Raw genomic sequence first — 20,049 nt, forward strand, 5'->3', positions numbered from 1 at the left:
AGAAATGATGAATTCTTCACGTTAAAGCTATACGCTCTACACGACAAGCGTCTACGCATTTAACGGAAGAACCATTTTTTCAAGATGGGGGGGGTATTATTTCAAGAATTATGACTATCTTTGCACATGATAATTTGGGACTCGTGAGAGCCTTAGATTAGCTTAGTTAAGTCTAGTTTAGTTTTTGTGTTGGTTGCGGGCAGTCGATTGATTGCCCGCAATTTCTTTTTTATTACTTTCTAAAACAAGTTGATAAAATAATAAATATATAAATTTAACGCATAAAAATTTTATAGCTCAACAAAAACATATAACTTAGCGGTTGAATTTATAACTAAATCATTGATTGTACAACCCTATTAAAAAATCAATATTATGATTAGACTGAATGCATTTTTCGAAGTAAAAGACAACGCCAGCATTGACGCTGTAAAAACTCTCGGTACAGAACTTGTAAACAAATCGCGCAATGATGAAGGCTGCGTATCTTACGACCTCTTCACAAGTGCTACACGCCCACTGGTGATGATGTTCTGCGAAACATGGAAGGACGAGGAAGTGTTGAAGGCACATATCGCCTCGGCTCATTTCACCGACTTGGTGCCCAAGATTGAAGCTCTCACCAAAAACGGATTGAAACTGGAGAAATTCGAATTCTAAATAATCGAAACGGCAGACTCCCGTCCGACGCGCAGCAGTAAGCCACAACTTATGTGTTGACCTGCGCGTCGGACGGGAGTCCGCCGTTTCTTTTTTATTATTTTCTTCTTGCATTGCGGCCTTTATCCTTACGGGCTGCTGCACCACGACTATTGTCATTAGCCTTGCTACCATAATTGCCACCAGCGTTATAGCCTTTTCCGCCACCATATTTTCCGCCCGAATAATTACGCTGCTTGCCATAGCCATCACACTGGGCTGACGGCTTCTCGTGTCCACGACGATTCTTCTCTCTTGGCTGAACATCACGTTCAAACTGCTGACGCTCAAACTCCGGACGACGGTTGTTGCCGAAGTTACGTCCCTGATTGGGTGCAGGCACACCTGCATATAGCTGCTGTATAAGGTCAGGACGACCTATGCGACGCAATTCCTGCTCAATGCCGCGACGCTCCTCAGGTTTATACCAGAAGAAGAACTGGCGCTGGGCAAGCTTGTCGCGCGGTGTCTTGGCAGAGAATACGGGTTCAAGAGTATATGGGTCATAGCCCGTATACCACGTCTCCGTACTCACAGTCATCGGCGTAGGCGTGAAGTCTTGCACCTGCTCAAGATGGAAGTCAAGACGCTTTGTAATGACAGCCAACTCAGCCATATCTTCCTCACGACAGCCCGGATGTGAACTAATAAAGTAAGGAATTATCTGCTGACGCAAATTCTCCTCCGTATTTATCTTATCGAAGATGCGCTTGAACTCCTCAAAAAGCTTGAACGAAGGCTTGCGCATAAGTTTCAGTACCGCATCCGACGTGTGTTCGGGAGCCACCTTCAATCGTCCACTCACGTGCTTGCAGATAAGTTCGCGAGTGTACTGACGTGCAGCAGCATTCCACTTCTCCTCCTTGCTCTTGTGCAGAAGCAAGTCGTAGCGCACGCCACTACCTATGAAACTCTTCTTTATGCCAGGAAGAGCATCAACGGCATGGTAAATATCAAGTAGCGGAGTGTGGTCGGTGACGAGATTGGGGCAAATCTGCGGATTGATGCACGACGGACGCTTGCACACTGCACAAGCCTTAGGGTTCTTGCCGTGCATTCCATACATATTTGCCGAGGGTCCGCCAAGATCGGAAAGATAACCCTTGAAGTCGGGCATTTCTATCACCTTCTTCACCTCCTTTATAATGCTCTCCTTCGAACGGCAAGCTATGAACTTGCCCTGATGGGCACTGATTGTACAGAAGGCGCAACCACCAAAGCATCCACGATGCATGTTGACCGAGAACTTAATCATATCGTAAGCCGGAATGCGCTTGCCCTTATATTTAGGGTGAGGCAGACGGGTGTAGGGCAGGTCGAACGAATGGTCGAGTTCTTCGGATGTCATCGGAGGATAAGGAGGATTAACAACGGCATACTTGCCGTCAACCTCCTGAAGCAAGCGTTGGGCATGCATCTTGTTAGATTCCTCCTCAATATGACGGAAATTGTCGGCCTCGGCCTTCTTATTACGCAGACACTCCTCATGACTGTACAGAACAATGTCATCAGAGGTTATTCCGCCAGGAATTTCTTCCTCCTTCGTGAGATAGACAGTCTGTGGGACATTGCGTATTTCAGCTATGTGCTTACCTTCGCTGAGCTGGCTACAGAGTTCCAGAATTGGCTTCTCGCCCATTCCGTATATAATCATGTCGGCACCCGAATCGCAGAGGATACACTTCTGTAGTCCGTCCTTCCAGTAGTCGTAATGAGTCAGTCGACGAAGCGAAGCTTCAATACCACCCAGCACAACAGGCACATCGGGGAAGAGTTGCTTCAGAATCTTAGTATAGACAATGGTAGGATATTCCGGACGGCAGTCGTGACGACCGTCTGGACTATAGGCATCTTCCGAACGCAGACGCTTGCCTGCTGTGTACTTGTTGACCATTGAGTCCATACATCCCGGAGCAATGCCGAAGAAGAGATTTGGACGTCCCAACTTCTTAAAGTCGCGAAAATCGCCGTGCCAGTCGGGCTGGGGTACTATAGCCACCTTATAGCCCGCCGACTCGAGCGTGCGTCCAATAACAGCAGCGCCAAACGACGGATGGTCAACATACGCATCACCCGAGAACAGGATAACGTCAACGCTATCCCATCCTCGGATTTCCATTTCCTTTTTGGTAGTAGGCAGCCAATCGGTGAGCCTATATTCTTTCATTGTATATACTTTACGTGTTAATTAATTTTGTTCAACTTCCTCGTTCTCTGCCGGCTTGTTCTTCTCCCACTCCTTGTAGAGCGCCACAAGATTAGACAAGCCGATAGCCTTCATGTTATTATTGTAAATCACGTCAAGACAGAGGTCGAGCAAGTTCTTGTCGCTAATGCCTGACGACTCCAGCAATGAGCGCACATTAAGCTTAAGCTTGTCGAGCACTGCCTCATCAATAATACCGTTACTGTCAACCAAGCTGTCAAGAAGTGTATATTTTTGAAGAGTTTCAAGATGCAAGTCACTTACTTCAATACTTCTTGTGCCTGATGCATTTGCCTGAATTTTGTACATAATCATTAGTTTTTTAAAGTTATTAGTCTTAAATTTTTATCGCTTGACAAGAAAGTCCATTACGGCTTTCATCACCTGTCGGCGTGCCTTCATATTGTTGATGCACTCGAAGGGGAAGCCCATAACGAAACTCTTGTAATCGCCACCATCATAAGCTACTGCGGCACTTGAGCCGTCAGCATACTGCATTGCACAGAATGCAGATGAAACAGAAGGATGCATTACATCTACCGACGTTGCTGCGTAATGAACCGAATTCAAATTACGGATAATGTCGAAATTGATTCCTAATCCATTCACCATATTATTGGTCTGAGTGCGGTCGGAACGTTCGTACGAAACCTTTATTACGTCGGAAAGGAAGCGGCGCTCGTCATCACGCAGCATGTCGCTACCCACATAAGCTCCGCTTACCATTACACGTCCGCCACGGCTGACAAACATATTCAGTTGGTTGCGCAGTCTTGACGTGAATGTCTTGTAGTGAACCAGCGAGTGACCGTCGTCCTTCTGCAAACCAAAGGCTACGTCCATAACATCATAATCCGACGGTTTGGCAAAATCGTTCTCCAACGCTTCAACCGAACAGCTCACAACGTTGTAATCGCCTGCCGTAGCAATGTTCTCGACATGACAAACCGACTCGTTCTGCTGATTGCCCATAACAAAGAAGCCAGCAAGTTCGTCGCCACAATAGCCCATTGCTCCAGGCCCTTCACTTCCGGCACGTTTACGGTCGAAACATTGCTGACGACCGTTCCACCCTGCAGTAAGCCCATAAGAAGCACCAATATCGGAATCCAAATCAAAGCCCTGCTGCGTTTCATTATCTACTACAGCCGGACCCGAAAGGCGCTTGAATCCATTGACCACTAGTATGTTCTTGGCATGAGGATTAGACGACAGACAAGCCGCCAATATCTCTGAAGGGAAGCTCTCGCCTCCCCTATTCACAGCTGCAACACGGAACTTGTACACTACGCCAGGCTGCACATCAATCACAAACGAATTGCCACACACCATACGACCATTATCAAATCCGCCGGCGCCTTGTGCCACATATACATTATAAGATGTAGGCACCGATGTTGGCTCCTGCTCGTCCTTGACCGGAAGCCACGACAGGCGCAACTGACCGTTTCCAATGTTCTCTATACGGAAATTGTCAACCGGCAACGGCTGAACAATGCACGGACGGGAATGATTGCTGCTGACGTAGCGCAGTATGGTCTTATAGAGCGAACGTGCCATTGTGAACTTGAAGTTAGGGTCAAGTCCGCGTCGGATGTCGGCAAAGTTCTGATGCGACATTGTCTCTATTATCGCCGACGGAACCTCCGGACGACGGGTCTCGCTGTAATTACGGTCCCACAAATAGCGGCGGGTCCACTTGCCATATTTGAACGTCAAGTCACGACGCAAACCTTCAAGTAGTTGTTCGGCGAAGTCGTGCGAAGTCATTCGCGAGATTCCACTACCCAGTCGGCCGTCATTGAAGTTGGTAGTACATATAGACAACGAACCGATTATAGAATCTGGCACCGACGTGTAACCGGCGTCGCTGTGCACGGCAAGCGAGATCTCGATAGGCACTTTCTTGCCTTCGCGCGTCGGTACATAAACCGAACCTCCTGCGAGCCAGTTGGTCATATTAGAGCGTGAATTTATATCGTCGGAATAGTCATCAGTACCATTCTTTCCACCATAAACACTATAAGGTGCGCCCGACCATTGTGCATTATAACGGGCACCCTCAAGACAACGAGGCATTCCACTCGTAACACCATAACGCTGCACGTTGCCCATGCCTCCACCAAAGCGTACGGCATCCGTTGTTATGACACCCTTGTGGTCGGAAAGATTGGTGATTATCACACGGTTGTCGGTGCTGCTACCACTGTCAAAATCGAACGTTCCAAGATAAACCCATGTGCCTCCACCCATTTGCTGATTGACACGAAACAGAGTGCGCTGACCTTTATGACACACTATATATTGCACATCAGACACGCTGTTTGGAAGGGTCTGATAACTCACATACACAGCATAACGTCCTGCTTGCGGAATCTGAGGTTGGTACGAAGCCCACGACTCATGCCCCTTGCGCACTGTGCGCACCTGACGAGCAGTGCCCTGCAGAAAAGGATTCTCGCCGTCACGATAGACTCCATTGCGCGGGGCAAAGCCCTTAGCTTGGGCTGTACGCCACTTCTCACGGCCGTCGTCCTCTACATACCCCCTACCATTATCGTTGTCTACCAGCACCTCATTCTTCTGCCAGTCACGCTCGCGCGGAGTATAGACGATGGCACCGGCACGCTCAAGCATCGGGATAAGATAAGGCACAACCATAGTCTGAGTGAAAAGGTCCTCTGTGGTACAGAACAAGTTAGGACGCTGCCAACGCCAACACGACTTCTTCGTGTCATAAAACATACCATGCGAGGCCCATAATGAAATATGTCTGTCAAACAGTCCATGTGTGATAAAGTAAGGCTTTGACTCATCATAAACCCATGGAGCACCATCATATTCAATCTTGCCCCATGCTGATGGGACGCCAGTATTGTTGACTTTAGCCCCTGCTACAAGTTGTTCTATGGGCAATCCTGCAGCCACAATGCTGAGCGAATACTTGTTGTAAGGCTTTGGCAGAGTTCTGGACAATCGTTTGTAATAGAACTTTACTGACTTTTCGGTGAACTCTTGAGTCGCAAACGACGGACTGATATAGACTTTCAATTCGCGGCTGCGCTCGTCCACACTAAACTTCTCAAGATAAGGCTGTGCCTGAAAATGGACATTCTTAGCTCTGTTCTGCAGAACATAGTTTTTCAGAATTGCGCCCACTTTTTCATTTGACAGCATCTTGTTGCTGCCAGCAACAGACGGAACTGCAACCATTGAAAAGGCACAGAATAGTATGGATAGAACTCGGTTCATTTTACAACTCTAATTATATGAATTTTCTATTGTTGTCGTCCGGTCCTTCAAAAGGACAACTTTACACCTTGAAAAGGACAACTTTCGGCATTCAAAAGAGCCCCTTTTACATTGCAAATGTAGTCCTTTTACATTGCAAAAGGACTACATTCTGGATATTGTATGCGAACATCAGTTCGTCACACATATTTTATATGTCTCCGACGGTGAAGAGTTCGGGCTTCTTTCCTTTGAAATCCTTGTAGTAGGTCTTTATCAATTTCATGTCAGCCTCAACGTCGCCTGTCGGCACAAGCACGTGCTTACACTCTATTAGTTTGCGTTCGAAATCGAGCCCATAGAGCAGAATAGGGATATTGGCCTTCAAGGCAATGAAGTAGAATCCCTTCTTCCAATCAGGGTTAAGCGAACGGGTTCCCTCTGGAGTGACACACAGACGAAATTTGGGAGTGTTGCGTGCCGTCTCAGCCAAAGCGTCGGTCATGCTTGTATGCTTGCCACGATAGACGGGTATTCCACCTATGCTACGGAAGAAAGCACCCAAAGGCCAGAAAAACCATTCCTTCTTCATGAGGAAGTTTATCTTCAAGTTCTCGGCACGCGAGTAAAGCAGACCCATTATAAAGTCCCAATTGCTCGTATGGGGTGCAAGACACAAGATGTATTTTTCGGGAAACTCCACACTTATTTCAGCACGCCAATGCATGCGCTTGTAGAGCACCGTTCTGCAAAAACGTTGCAATAAACTCATTACTAATCATTATTTTCTTAACCAGATATTAATGTCTAACAAGCTAAATTACTCAATGTTTGAAATCTGGTCGATTATTTCAGATACTTGCTTGTTGAATTTTGTGATAAGGTCCTTGAAGAATTCAGAAGCTGACATTCCCGGCTCTACGTGCGACACGCGGCGGATATAGTCGTTGTGAATTACCAAAATAGATGTGAGTAAGGCCTTTACGTTTTCATCATCAGCCTTTATCGAATAAGATGCAGCCACTACCTCTGAAAAAAGTTCGCTACATACGTAATTGATTTTTCGTTTTAAGATTCGTTTATTAGCCATAATTTCTTTTATGATTTTATATAATTTCTTGCCAAAGATAGAAAAAAAAAGAATACGCGACAAGTAATATCAATAAAAAATGTAACAGAATAAAGTTTTCCGTCCAATATTTTCATTATGTCACAGAAAAAGCGTATTTTTGCAGCACGAAATAATATAAAGGTAGATTTTATTTCAATAATACATACTTTTTAATTTTTAACATCAAATGGAAATTAGTGCATTGCAGATTGCAAGAGCTGCTTATCAGCCCAAATTGCCCAAGGCTCTTCAGGGTCCCGTGAAGGCCGTAGAAGGCGAGGCTACACAGTCAGTAGGTAACCAGGATGACATCAAGGCTTTGTTCCCCAACACATACGGAATGCCCGTCATTACATTCGAGGCTGGCGAGAAGAAGGAGCTTCCAGCTTTCAATGTTGGTGTAATTCTTTCAGGCGGCCAGGCTCCTGGCGGCCACAACGTAATTTCAGGTCTCTTCGACGGCGTTAAGGCTCTCAACCCTGAGAACAAGCTTTATGGCTTCATCCTCGGTCCTGGCGGTCTCGTTGACCACAACTACAAGGAAATCACTCCGGAGCTTATGGACGCTTACCGCAACACTGGCGGTTTCGACATCATCGGTTCTGGTCGTACCAAGCTTGAGAAGGAAGAGCAGTTTGAGAAGGGTATCGAGATTCTCCGCGAACTCGGCATCAAGGCTCTCGTCATCATCGGTGGTGACGACTCTAATACTAACGCTTGCGTACTCGCTGAGTACTATGCAGCAAAGAAGTACGGCGTTCAGGTAATCGGTTGCCCGAAGACTATTGACGGTGACCTGAAGAACGAGCAGATTGAGACTTCATTCGGTTTCGACACAGCTTGCAAGACATACTCTGAGCTTATCGGTAACATCCAGCGCGACTGCAACTCAGCCCGCAAGTACTGGCACTTCATCAAGCTCATGGGCCGTTCGGCTTCGCACATCGCTCTTGAGTGCGCTCTGCAGACACAGCCTAACATCTGCCTCGTATCAGAGGAGGTTGAGGCAAAGGAGATGTCTCTCGACGACGTTGTAACATATATCGCTAAGGTAGTTGCCGACCGCGCTGCCGACGGCAACAACTTCGGTACTGTCCTCATCCCTGAGGGACTTATCGAGTTCATCCCTGCTATCAAGAAGCTCATCGCTGAGCTCAATGAGGTCCTTACCGACCCTGCAACTGGTGAGCCACGTGAGTTTGCTAACGCTGAGGAGCAGATTGACTTCGTAAAGAGCTCTATCGCAAAGGACAACCTCGCTATTCTCGAATCGCTTCCTGAGGACGTTGCACGTCAGCTCTGCCTCGACCGCGACCCGCACGGAAACGTTCAGGTTTCGCTCATCGAGACTGAAAAGCTTCTCTCACGTATGGTAGAGAAGAAGCTCGAGGCTTGGAAGGAAGAGGGCAAGTACAATGGCAACTTCTCTGCACAGCACCACTTTTTCGGTTACGAGGGACGTTGCGCAGCTCCTTCTAACTACGATGCTGACTACTGCTACTCACTTGGCTACAACGCTTCACGCCTCATCGCAAACGGCAAGACTGGCTACATGTCAGTTATCAAGAATACTACAGCTCCTGCCGCAGAATGGATTGCAGGTGGTGTGCCTATCACAATGATGATGAACATCGAGCGTCGTAACGGTGCCAACAAGCCGGTTATCCGCAAGGCTCTCGTAGAGCTCGACGGTGCTCCGTTCAAGTTCTTCGCTGCTCATCGTGAGGAGTGGGCCAAGAACGATTGCTACGTATATCCGGGTCCGGTTCAGTACTGGGGTCCGTCTGAGGTATGCGATCAGACTACAAAGACTCTGATGCTCGAGCAGGGCAAGTAATCAATTGCCTTATTATAACTCTTAATGCAGAGTTAAAGAACTATATGGAGAGCAGAGTGGTTTCAACCATTCTGCTCTCTCTGTTTCAGAACATTGCACACAAAGCAATTATATTAAAGACTATGAGTGAACAGTATCACGCACGCAAAATAAACAAAAGAAAGAAAACTACACGCAAGGCTTCTTCCACAAAGAAACAGTCGGCACTCAGCGCCCTGCTCGCACGCAATCCACATGCAGCATGGTGGGTGGGCGGCATAGCCGTAGTGTGTCTGTACGTATGGCTGTTCTACTCGTTTCTGGTCAGTCCTACCGGATTCAGATGGCGCGCCTTGTTCGGTGATGCCAATTACCCTGCCGGATACGAAATTCACGGCATTGACATTTCGCATTATCAGGGAGACATAGATTGGGACAAGCTGCGTGAAGCCAGCATCGAAGGATGCCCGTTGCGCTTTATAATGATAAAATCAACAGAAGGCTCAACTCGTGTAGACAATAAATTCAAGGAGAATTTCCGTCAGGCACGCGAATATGGATTCATACGCGGTGCTTATCATTTCTGGAGTAATAAGTCGTCGGCACGTTCACAAGCCTATCACTTTCTCAATACCGTACGTCTTGAAGACGGCGATTTGCCTCCTGTTCTTGACGTAGAGCATAAGCCTGCCGACCGTTCGGTTGAGGATTTTCAGCACGACATACTGACATGGCTTCACATAGTTGAGGATAAATATCACGTGAAGCCCATCATCTACACGTATTATAAATTCAAGGAGAAGTATTTAAGCAAGCCCGTATTCGACGACTATCCATATTGGATTGCCCATTATTATGTTGACAAGGTGGAATATAAAGGAGCATGGAAGTTCTGGCAGCATACCGATGTAGGTCGGCTTCCGGGCATAAAGAGCTACGTTGACTTCAACATCTATAACGGCTCATTCTACGATATGAAGAAATTAACGATAGGCAATCAGGACAATGTATGGTGAAAAGAATCAAGCACCCATTTTGCTTGATTCTTAATTAAAGTTATAACTGAATTGGAGTCCAACAGGCGATACGGACAAACTAACGTCTTCGCATTTTTTCTCCCTACCAAACACAAGTTTACCTATCAGTTGCCCCACTTCGGCTGAAGCAACGCCTATTGCAGCACCCGCAACCACATCGCCCCATTTATGACGGTTGCGCCGAACGCGGTCCACAGCCACTGTTGTGGCTACAGCATAACCTGCCACTCCAATCCAAGGCGATACGCTATAATACTCATGCATAAGGGTTGTGGCTCCACAGAAAGCTATCGACGTATGTCCCGACGGAAACGAACGGTTGTCAGTACCATCAGGACGTCGCTCATGTATAGAATGCTTCAAAGCATACGTCACTCCAGCATTCATTACAAACGAAGCCGCAGAAATAGTCAAGCGTTTTTTCCATGAATTCTCCGACTCTACTCCAAAAGCCTTGAGTCCAAATACAGCCACAGTAGGCACATACTGCAATACATTGTCTATGCCGTCGCCATGATAACGTTTATTGCCTCCATTTGTTTCAGAATCCGTCTGACCAAAACAAAGTGTCGACAGCAATAAAGCTATCGACACACTCATATACCTTAATCGCATTTATTATAAATAGGTATTTTTTTGTATACTTAATTAGCTTCAAACAAGGCGCAAGCCCATTCTTCGTCAGTAACAACATCTTTCAAAGACATGGCATTGTCCATTGCAGCCTTTTCCAACATCGGAACGTCCGACTCATAGAATCCACTAAGAATCAGACATCCATCATTCTTCATATGACGCTTGAATGCAGACATATCGTTTATCAGAATATTGCGGTTGATGTTTGCAATCACTACATCAAACTCCTCATCAACTACGTCAAGCACAGACGCATCACCAAGCATCACATCTAAATTGCCCACTCCATTTATCGAGGCATTATGCTTGGCATTTTCCGAGCTCCATTCGTCAATGTCATAGCCCAAAACTCTATCAGCACCAAGACGCGAAGCCACAATACCAAGAATACCTGTACCACAACCGCAGTCGAGCACCTTCTTTCCATTCAAATTCATACCAAGCAGACGACGCAGAATCATACGTGTAGTCTGATGAGTACCAGTGCCAAAAGCATTGCGCGCCTCAATAAAAATGCGCATCACACCATCATTGCCCGCAAACATATTCATATCTGTATGCTTGGCATCATATATAATAAGGTTTTCGCTAACACCTATTGGCTCAAAGCCCTCTTCTTCCCAACCTTGATTCCAATCCTGATCGGGCACTTCTTCCACATCATAAGTCACCGTCGCACCCTCTGGCATATAATCAGCAATAGCCTCATCGAGAGCTTCCTTATTATACAATGGGCGCTGCACGTAGCCCTGCAGTCCATCCTCTGTGTCTTCAAAAGCCTCAAAGCCAGCCTCGCAGGCTGCAGCCGACAACAACTCACGGGCAGGCTGCATGAGTTCGGGTTCACATTCTATCTTGAAATTTGCTACAAAATACTTCATATCTTCGTTTACATTTATTATTCGTACACTTCGTCTATACCATATTCCATATCGTCCTCAGCCTTATGAGCACAACCATCGAATCCTTCCGGCAAATCAAATTTAGCTTCAGGATCATACGGCAGAGTCTTGTCGCGATAAACCTTCTTCATAAAGTACGCCCATATAGGCAATGCCATTGTGGCACCCTGACCCATACGCATAGAGTCGAAGTGAATATCACGGTCATCACCGCCTACCCAACAGCCACTGACAAGCTGAGGTGTGAAACCCATAAACCAGGCATCACTATTACGGTTTGTAGTACCAGTCTTACCGCCTATCTCTCCCGTAAAGTTGTACTTATAACGCAGTCGGCCCGCTGTACCACCGTCAACAACTCCCTTTAGCAGTACAAGCATCTTATTGGCACTCTCCTCACTTATCACCTCGTTCATACGCGGCTGGAAATTAGTAATGACATTACCCTCGTTGTCTTCGATACGACTCACAAACATTGGAGCCGTACGTATGCCATGGTTGGCAAATGTAGTGTATGCACTTACCATCTCTGCCACAGTCATCTCACACGGACCCAAGCACAACGACATAGACGGATGAATGTCGGGATTGTTGATGCCGTAGTCATGAAGGAGTTGTACAAACTGCTGCGGGCTCAGCTTACTCATAAGATAAGCCGAGATCCAGTTGCTCGATTGGGCAAGACCCCACTTCAGTGTAACCATCTCGCCAGCACGCTTATGACTTGCATTGCGCGGAGTCCACGGCTTTCCAGCCACCATATAAGTCTGCTGTACGTTTGGAGCCTTATCGCATGGCGAGAACCCGTTCTCCATTGCCAACGAGTAGAGAAATGGCTTAATTGTTGAACCCACCTGACGACGACCACCGGTAACCATATCGTACATAAAGTGCGTATAATCCAGACCTCCCACATACGCCTTCACAGCACCTGTAGTCGGATCCATACTCATAAATCCGGCTCTGAGGAAAGACTTAACATATCGAATGCTGTCTATTGGTGTCATCGTAGTATCGACATCGCCATGATATGTAAATATCGACATATCGGTAGGAGTATGGAACGACTTGTGTATCTCTTCGTCGCTTGCACCATTGGCCTTTAGTATGCGATAGCGTTCGCTCTGAAGCACAGCCCGTTCCATTATCTGATTCACCTGCTTTTTAGTAAGTTGCGATGTGAACGGAGCGTTAGGTTTGCCCTTGTTCTCCTTGAAGAACTCAGGTTGCAGATAGCGCGCCACATGTCCATACACAGCCTCTTCAGCATAACGCTGCATACGTGAGTCGATTGTAGTATATACCTTCAGTCCGTCTGCGTTAAGATTGTATGGCGAACCGTCCTTCTTGAAGTTCTTGTTACACCAGCCATAAAGCGGGTCTGTATCCCAGGCTATTGAGTCGAGCACATACTGACGCTTGTTCCACGACGGATACTTGCTGCGGTCAGGACGCTCTGCCGACATATACACACGCAAGAACTCGCGCAAGTATGGTGCTGTGCCATCCTTATGGTCGTTACGATGGAAATTGAGTGTAAGAGGCTGGTCGCAAGACTTATGATATTGTTCGTCTGTAATATATCCAGCCTTCCGCATCTGATCCAATACCACATTGCGACGTTCGCGGCAACGCTCTGGATAACGCACCGGATTGAACAGCGACGGATTCTTGCAAAGTCCAATCAATGTTGCAGCCTCCTCAAGAGTAAGGTTTTTCGGGTCCTTATAGAAATAGGTGGAGGATGCGGTCTTTATACCAACCGCATTATGCAGAAAGTCGAAATAGTTGAGATACAGAGCTATTATCTCCTCCTTGGTATAGTTGCGCTCAAGCTTTACGGCTATCACCCACTCTATCGGCTTCTGCAACAGGCGCTCAAGCGTACTGCCAGCCGTATCCGAATACAACTGCTTGGCAAGCTGCTGTGTAATGGTACTGCCACCGCCTGCACTTGTCTGTCCTAACAGTCCGCGCTTCACAATGGCACGGCTAAGCGCAATAAAGTCAATGCCCGAATGGTCGTAGAAGCGTACGTCTTCCGTCGCAACCAAAGCCTTGACAAGATATGGCGACAGATTGGAATAAGGCACACATATACGGTTCTCACGATTGAAATTCCATGTGCCTATCACTTTGCCGTCAGACGAATATATCTGTGTGGCAAAACGACTTATCGGGTTCTGCAAATCTTCTATCGGAGGCATATATCCTATCCATCCGTTCCATATAGCAACAAACGCCAATGAGCTGCCTAAAAATGTCAGGCCCAACAGCCACCATAGAAAATGTATTAAAACTTTTCGCATATATTATGATAAAGTGAGTGCTATTAGTTATTCTTTTGATTGCAAAGGTAAGGTAAAAAAGTGAGAAAAGAATAAATAATACATTTCATTTGACACTTATCTGAAAAAATATAACTACCTTAGCACACAAATAAAGAATAACCATTAATTCTATAAAACAAATGAGACACGATTTCGTAACAATTGCCGACCTTTCCAAAGAGAAAATCATGTATCTCCTTGAGATGGCCCAGGAATTCGAGAAGTATCCCAACCGAGAGCTTCTAAAAGGCAAAGTGGTAGCGACACTTTTCTTTGAGCCGTCAACACGTACACGCCTCAGCTTTGAGACTGCTGCCAACCGACTCGGTGCGCGTGTGATAGGTTTCTCTGATGCCAAGGCTTCAAGCGTATCGAAAGGAGAAACACTTAAAGACACGGTATTGATGGTGTCTAACTATGCCGACGTCATTGTGATGCGCCACTATGTAGAAGGTGCAGCACAATATGCCAGCGAGGTGGCTCCCGTTCCTATTGTAAATGCCGGTGACGGTGCACACATGCATCCTTCACAATGTCTGCTCGACCTCTACTCTATCTATAAGACCCAGGGCACTCTCGACAATCTTAACATATATCTTGTAGGCGACCTCAAGTATGGCCGTACCGTACATTCGCTCATCACAGCCATGCGCCACTTCAACCCTACATTCCATTTCATAGCGCCTAAGGAGCTGGCTATGCCCGATGAGTACAAGATTTATTGCAAGGAGCATGGCATCAAATATGTAGAGCACACCGACTTCAACGAGGACGTCATTGCCGATGCCGACATCCTGTATATGACACGTGTACAGAAGGAACGCTTCTCTGACCTTATGGAATATGAGCGCGTCAAGAATGTCTACATACTCAAGAACTCTATGCTTGGCAAGGCTAAGCCCAACATGAAGATTCTGCATCCGCTGCCACGCGTCAACGAGATTGCATACGATGTCGACGACAATCCGCACGCTTACTACATACAGCAGGCAGGCAACGGACTGTTTGCACGCGAGGCTATATTCAGCCATGTTCTCGGCATAACACTCGACGAGGTTAAGAACGACAAAACTATTATTAAGTAATACCATTAACGCGATGAACAACAAGAAAGAACGACTGGTTGCCGCCATCAAGAACGGCACCGTCATCGACCATATACCAGCCGAAAAGACTTACGAGGTTGTAAACCTGCTAAAACTGCAAGAGCTGGCAGTACCGGTAACTATCGGTTACAACTATCCGTCAAGCAAGATTGGAAAGAAGGGCATTATCAAGGTCTCTGACAGATTCTTCACCGACGAGGAGATTTCACGCCTCTCAGTAGTTGCACCTAACGTAGTGCTGAACATAATCAAGGACTATGAGGTTGTAGAGAAGAAGACCGTGGAGACACCCGACGAGTTGCGTGGCATTGTGCTTTGCAACAACCCCAAATGCATTACCAACAACGAGCCTATGCAGACTGTGTTCAACGTTGTAGACAAGGCTCACGGCATCATCAAGTGCAGATACTGCGACAAAGAGCAGTGCATGGAAGATGTAAAACTCGTATAAAATAAATTCTATTCAATTACTTTTTTAAAACCTAAGCCAAAATGGAAAGAGACCAAGTGATTTTTGATCTTATTGAGAAAGAACATCAGCGCCAGCTGAAGGGTATCGAACTCATTGCATCAGAGAATTTCGTAAGTGACGAAGTTATGCAGGCCATGGGGTCTTGCCTAACCAATAAATATGCCGAAGGCTATCCTGGCAAACGCTACTATGGCGGATGCCAGGTTGTCGACGAAGTGGAGAATCTCGCCATTGAACGTATCAAGAAGCTCTTCGGAGCTGAATATGCCAACGTACAGCCTCACTCTGGAGCACAGGCCAACGCTGCCGTGCTGCTCGCTGTACTGAAGCCAGGCGATGTCTTCATGGGACTTAACCTCGCACACGGTGGGCACCTTTCACACGGCTCGGCTGTCAACACTTCTGGTATTCTGTACCACGCTATAGGCTACGATCTTGACAAGGAGACCGGCCGCGTCAACTACGACCAGATGGAGCAGCTTGCTATCGAGAACAAGCCTAAGCTCATTATCGGTGGCGGTTCGGCTTACAGCCGCGAGTGGGACTACAAGCGCATGCGCGAGATTGCCGACAAGGTTGGCGCATTGCTCATGATTGATATGGCTCACCCTGCTGGCCTTATTGCCGCAGGTCTTCTGGACAATCCTGTGAAGTACGCTCACATCGTAACCTCTACCACTCACAAGACTCTCCGTGGTCCGCGTGGCGGTATCATCCTTATGGGTAAGGACTTTGAGAACCCATGGGGACTCAAGACTCCTAAGGGCGTAACAAAGATGATGAGCCAGTTGCTCAACTCTGCCGTATTCCCCGGACAGCAGGGCGGACCGCTCGAGCATGTCATCGCTGCTAAGGCAGTAGCATTCGGCGAGGCTCTGAAGCCTGAATTCAAGGAGTGGGCCAAGCAGGTTCAGAAGAACGCAAAGGTATTGGCAGACGAACTTGTTAAGCGTGGCTTCACCATCGTAAGCGGTGGCACCGACAACCACTCTATGCTTGTCGACCTTCGCGACAAATATCCAGAACTTACCGGTAAGGTAGCCGAGAACGCTCTCGTGGCAGCCGACATCACCGTAAACAAGAATATGGTTCCGTACGACACACGCAGCGCTTTCCAGACTTCTGGTATACGTCTCGGCACACCTGCCATCACTACACGTGGTGCTAAGGAAGACCTCATGGTGCTCATTGCCGAACTCATCGAGGAAGTACTCAACGATCCTGAGAACGAGGAGGTAATCGCTCGTGTACGTACTAAGGTGAACGAGACTATGAAGAACTATCCTATCTTCGCATGGTAGAATAATTGGTAAAAATCTATAGTGCTGTCCTTTTGCCCAATGCAGAAGGGCAGCATTTTTCGTATAACGCAACTCACAACATCATGACCATACAATATATATTTGTATTTATAATACTAATTATCGTTATTGCCTACATTATACAGCGCATCGTGACAACATTCAAAGAAGCCAAAAGTGGATGCTATGGATGCAAAGGATGTGCTCTGAAAGGAAAAATAAAGAACAAAAGGATGAAGGACATAGGAAAATCAAAGAAATTTGAATGTTTTGAAGAAAAAGTCTGAAAAACATTTGGAGGTTACATAAATTATGCCTACCTTTGCACTCGCAATTAAGCAACAAGCCTATGGTACCTTGGCCGATCGGTTAGGTAACGGTCTGCAAAACCGTGTAGAGCAGTTCGACTCTGCTAGGTACCTCACAAGAAGACAGAACTTTTACGAGTTCTGTCTTTTTTTGTTTTTATACAAGAAACCATGAGCCGCAAGTTCTACAAACAAAAAAAGAAGCAGGAAATACGATAGTGAATTTATATTGTTCCACAATCAGTATTTCCTGCTTCTTGCATTTATATATGTCCTACTCTAATTATCCCTTCAGCTTGATAGTAAGCTTTTCGAGCATATCCTTTGTCATCGAGTCGAGGTCGTATGCCGGGCACCAATCCCACTCCTCACGAGCGCAAGAGTCGTCCATACGGTCAGGCCAGCTCTCAGCGATGCTCTGCTTCAACGGATCAACATTGTACTCCATCTCGAAGTCTGGCTTGTACTTCTTGATAGCCTGGAACACAGTCTCCGGACCAAAGCTCAAAGAAGCGATGTTGAATGCGTTGCGATGTACAAGACGTGTCGGGTCTGCCTCCATAAGGTCGATAGCAGCCTTAAGTGTATCCGGCATGTAGATCATATCCATCAGCGTTCCCTCCTTAATCGGGCAAACGAACTTCTCGCCACGAACTGCTGAATAATAAATATCAACAGCATAGTCGGTAGTACCACCACCCGGAGGTGTAACGTACGAGATAACGCCAGGGAAACGTACGGCACGTGTGTCTACACCATACTTATTAAAGTAGTAGTCGCTCAGAAGCTCTGTAGTAACCTTTGATACACCATATATAGTACGGGGACGCTGTATAGTGTCCTGCGGAGTCATCATCTTAGGAGTTGACGGACCGAACGAACCGATTGAGCTTGGAGTAAACACGGCACAGTGATGCTCACGTGCAATCTCAAGGATGTTCCACAAACCGTCGATACCAATCTTCCATGCCAGACGTGGCTTTGATTCTGCTACAACAGACAGCAGAGCTGCAAGATTGTAGATGGTGTCAATGTTGTACTTGCTTACAACATCCGAAATCATTTGCGGATTTGTGACATCACACTCGGCCATAGGACCAGCCTCAGCCAGTTCGCCTGTTGGCTCAGCACCCTTGATGTAGCCAGCCACAACATTACTGTTTCCGTAGATTGAACGTAGTTTCTTAGTCAGTTCAGAACCTATCTGTCCTGTCGAACCGATAACCAAAATGTTCTTCATAAGAGTTTTTATAATTTTAGAAGTTTGTTTTTTATTTGTTGATTTATTATTTATTGTAATATACTACTTCTTCCTGTGCATTTAAGCTTATGGATTTAGGTGTTATTTGCGATGCAAAATAACAAAAAAAAAATGATATAAAAACCATATTTCAGAGAAATTTGATTTTGATACACTTTTTATAAAAAATAACACTAAAACCACCCTCTATGTAAAAAATAATGAGTTATTTTGTAGTCTTAGACGGGAACATTTCCCCAGTGAGCTTTAAGCACACCCTAAACCGTCAAACATGTTTCTAACAAAAACCACATATAATAACTTTTAAAAACTGACAAATCATGTACGGAAAAATCAAGAATCATCTCTGCACAGCACTGGAAAATCTCAAACAGGCAGGTCTCTACAAAGAAGAGCGTATCATCGAAAGCCCACAGCAGGCTGCCATTCAGGTTAAGGGCAAAGAGGTGCTCAACTTCTGCGCCAACAACTATCTTGGCTTGTCTAATCACCCACGCCTTATCGAGGGTGCCAAGAAAATGATGGACCGTCGCGGATTCGGCATGTCTTCTGTTCGCTTCATCTGCGGAACCCAGGACATTCACAAAGAGTTGGAGGCTGCTATCTCTGACTATTTCCAGACCGAAGATACCATCTTGTATGCTGCATGCTTCGACGCTAACGGAGGTTTGTTCGGATCGTTCCTGACCGACGAGGACGCTATCATCTCTGATGCACTCAACCACGCCTCTATCATCGACGGTGTACGTCTCTGCAAGGCCAAGCGATATCGTTACGCCAATGCCAATATGGAAGAACTCGAGAAGTGTCTGCAGGAAGCACAGGCACAGCGTTTCCGCATCATCTGTACTGACGGCGTATTCTCTATGGACGGCAATGTAGCTCCTATGGAGCAGATTTGCGACCTCGCTGAGAAGTATGACGCACTCGTAATGGTTGACGAAAGCCACTCTGCTGGCGTAGTAGGCGCAACTGGTCATGGCGTAAGCGAGCTCTGCAAGACCTATGGTCGTGTTGACATATACACTGGTACACTTGGCAAGGCATTCGGTGGTGCTCTCGGAGGCTTCACAACTGGTCGCAAGGAGATTATCGACATGCTGCGTCAGAGCAGCCGCCCATACCTGTTCTCCAACTCATTGGCTCCGTCTATCATCGGTGCAAGTCTTGAGGTGTTCAAGATGCTCAAGGAGGACAATTCTATCCACGATCGTCTGGTAGAGAACGTCAACTACTTCCGCGACAAGATGATGGCTGCCGGCTTCGACATCAAGCCTACTCAGAGTGCCATCTGCGCCGTTATGCTCTACGACGCTCCTCTGTCACAGCGTTATGCTAATCTTCTGCTTGAGGAAGGCATCTACGTTACCGGCTTCTACTATCCGGTTGTTCCGAAGGGTGAGGCACGTATCCGAGTTCAGCTCTCAGCAGGTCACACACGCGAGCAGCTCGACAAGGCTATCAATGCATTTATTAAGGTAGGCAAGGAACTTGGCGTAATCAAGTAATATTCAGCTTAAGTTCTCTGAAAACAATCTTAAGCTCCGAAAAACAATTAACGGGGGTGTGTCAAAATTCACACCCTCTTTTAAAATATCACAAAGCCCGAACTTTCACAAGCTCGGGCTTTGCT

The 20,049-nt window shown here is 46.6% G+C and carries 16 protein-coding genes and 1 tRNA gene; 8 read left to right on the forward strand and 9 right to left on the reverse strand.

Going from position 1 to position 20,049, the window contains the following annotated elements; translation table 11 throughout:
* The first annotated feature begins 375 nt into the window (after positions 1–375).
* Positions 376–660, forward strand: a complete 285-nt coding sequence (locus I6E38_RS11115) for a putative quinol monooxygenase (RefSeq protein ID WP_235394061.1) — start codon at positions 376–378, stop codon at positions 658–660.
* A gap of 97 nt (positions 661–757) precedes the next feature.
* Here the strand turns inward: I6E38_RS11115 and I6E38_RS11120 are convergent, their stop codons facing one another.
* The 5 genes from I6E38_RS11120 to I6E38_RS11140 all read right to left on the reverse strand — a co-directional run bounded on the left by I6E38_RS11120 (position 758) and on the right by I6E38_RS11140 (position 7,226).
* Positions 758–2,866: a YgiQ family radical SAM protein gene (locus tag I6E38_RS11120; protein WP_235394062.1), complete on the reverse strand. Its 2,109-nt coding sequence runs from the start codon at positions 2,864–2,866 to the stop codon at positions 758–760.
* Between the two features lie 21 nt (positions 2,867–2,887).
* Positions 2,888–3,214, reverse strand: coding sequence for a hypothetical protein (locus tag I6E38_RS11125; RefSeq protein WP_235394063.1), 327 nt, complete (start codon positions 3,212–3,214; stop codon positions 2,888–2,890).
* Between the two features lie 36 nt (positions 3,215–3,250).
* Entirely contained in the window at positions 3,251–6,157 is a 2,907-nt protein-coding gene (locus I6E38_RS11130) for a golvesin C-terminal-like domain-containing protein (protein ID WP_235394064.1), read from the reverse strand.
* Between the two features lie 190 nt (positions 6,158–6,347).
* A complete protein-coding gene (locus I6E38_RS11135; protein WP_235394065.1) occupies positions 6,348–6,908 on the reverse strand; it encodes a 1-acyl-sn-glycerol-3-phosphate acyltransferase in 561 nt (186 codons plus the stop codon).
* Positions 6,909–6,956: 48 nt separating this feature from the next.
* A complete protein-coding gene (locus I6E38_RS11140; RefSeq protein WP_235394066.1) occupies positions 6,957–7,226 on the reverse strand; it encodes a hypothetical protein in 270 nt (89 codons plus the stop codon).
* A gap of 208 nt (positions 7,227–7,434) precedes the next feature.
* On the opposite strand from I6E38_RS11140, the gene I6E38_RS11145 reads away from it, so the two are divergent.
* Positions 7,435–9,084: a diphosphate--fructose-6-phosphate 1-phosphotransferase gene (locus tag I6E38_RS11145; protein ID WP_235394067.1), complete on the forward strand. Its 1,650-nt coding sequence runs from the start codon at positions 7,435–7,437 to the stop codon at positions 9,082–9,084.
* Between the two features lie 122 nt (positions 9,085–9,206).
* Positions 9,207–10,079, forward strand: coding sequence for a glycoside hydrolase family 25 protein (locus I6E38_RS11150; protein WP_235394068.1), 873 nt, complete (start codon positions 9,207–9,209; stop codon positions 10,077–10,079).
* A 30-nt stretch (positions 10,080–10,109) separates the two neighbouring features.
* On the opposite strand, the gene I6E38_RS11155 is transcribed toward I6E38_RS11150, so the two are convergent.
* From I6E38_RS11155 to I6E38_RS11165, 3 genes are read right to left on the reverse strand one after another with little or no spacing between them, the layout of a single operon-like run.
* Positions 10,110–10,715: a phosphatase PAP2 family protein gene (locus tag I6E38_RS11155; RefSeq protein ID WP_235394069.1), complete on the reverse strand. Its 606-nt coding sequence runs from the start codon at positions 10,713–10,715 to the stop codon at positions 10,110–10,112.
* 29 nt (positions 10,716–10,744) lie between these two features.
* Positions 10,745–11,617: a 50S ribosomal protein L11 methyltransferase gene (gene prmA / locus I6E38_RS11160; protein ID WP_235394070.1), complete on the reverse strand. Its 873-nt coding sequence runs from the start codon at positions 11,615–11,617 to the stop codon at positions 10,745–10,747.
* Positions 11,618–11,634: 17 nt separating this feature from the next.
* Entirely contained in the window at positions 11,635–13,947 is a 2,313-nt protein-coding gene (locus I6E38_RS11165; RefSeq protein WP_235394071.1) for a transglycosylase domain-containing protein, read from the reverse strand.
* A 161-nt stretch (positions 13,948–14,108) separates the two neighbouring features.
* Here I6E38_RS11165 and pyrB point away from each other — a divergent pair, with 161 nt between their 5' ends.
* The 4 genes from pyrB to I6E38_RS11185 all read left to right on the forward strand — a co-directional run bounded on the left by pyrB (position 14,109) and on the right by I6E38_RS11185 (position 17,269).
* Positions 14,109–15,053: an aspartate carbamoyltransferase gene (gene pyrB, locus I6E38_RS11170; protein WP_235394072.1), complete on the forward strand. Its 945-nt coding sequence runs from the start codon at positions 14,109–14,111 to the stop codon at positions 15,051–15,053.
* Between the two features lie 13 nt (positions 15,054–15,066).
* Positions 15,067–15,525, forward strand: a complete 459-nt coding sequence (pyrI, locus tag I6E38_RS11175; protein WP_235394073.1) for an aspartate carbamoyltransferase regulatory subunit — start codon at positions 15,067–15,069, stop codon at positions 15,523–15,525.
* A gap of 41 nt (positions 15,526–15,566) precedes the next feature.
* Positions 15,567–16,847, forward strand: coding sequence for a serine hydroxymethyltransferase (glyA, locus tag I6E38_RS11180; RefSeq protein WP_235394074.1), 1,281 nt, complete (start codon positions 15,567–15,569; stop codon positions 16,845–16,847).
* 351 nt (positions 16,848–17,198) lie between these two features.
* Positions 17,199–17,269, forward strand: a tRNA-Cys gene (locus I6E38_RS11185).
* A 169-nt stretch (positions 17,270–17,438) separates the two neighbouring features.
* Here the strand turns inward: I6E38_RS11185 and I6E38_RS11190 are convergent.
* Entirely contained in the window at positions 17,439–18,395 is a 957-nt protein-coding gene (locus tag I6E38_RS11190) for an NAD-dependent epimerase/dehydratase family protein (protein ID WP_235394075.1), read from the reverse strand.
* Between the two features lie 341 nt (positions 18,396–18,736).
* On the opposite strand from I6E38_RS11190, the gene kbl reads away from it, so the two are divergent.
* Positions 18,737–19,924, forward strand: coding sequence for a glycine C-acetyltransferase (gene kbl, locus I6E38_RS11195; protein WP_235394076.1), 1,188 nt, complete (start codon positions 18,737–18,739; stop codon positions 19,922–19,924).
* The last annotated feature ends 125 nt before the right edge of the window (positions 19,925–20,049 follow it).

The sequence above is a fragment of the Leyella stercorea genome (assembly GCF_021531355.1).
Lineage (GTDB): Bacteria > Bacteroidota > Bacteroidia > Bacteroidales > Bacteroidaceae > Prevotella.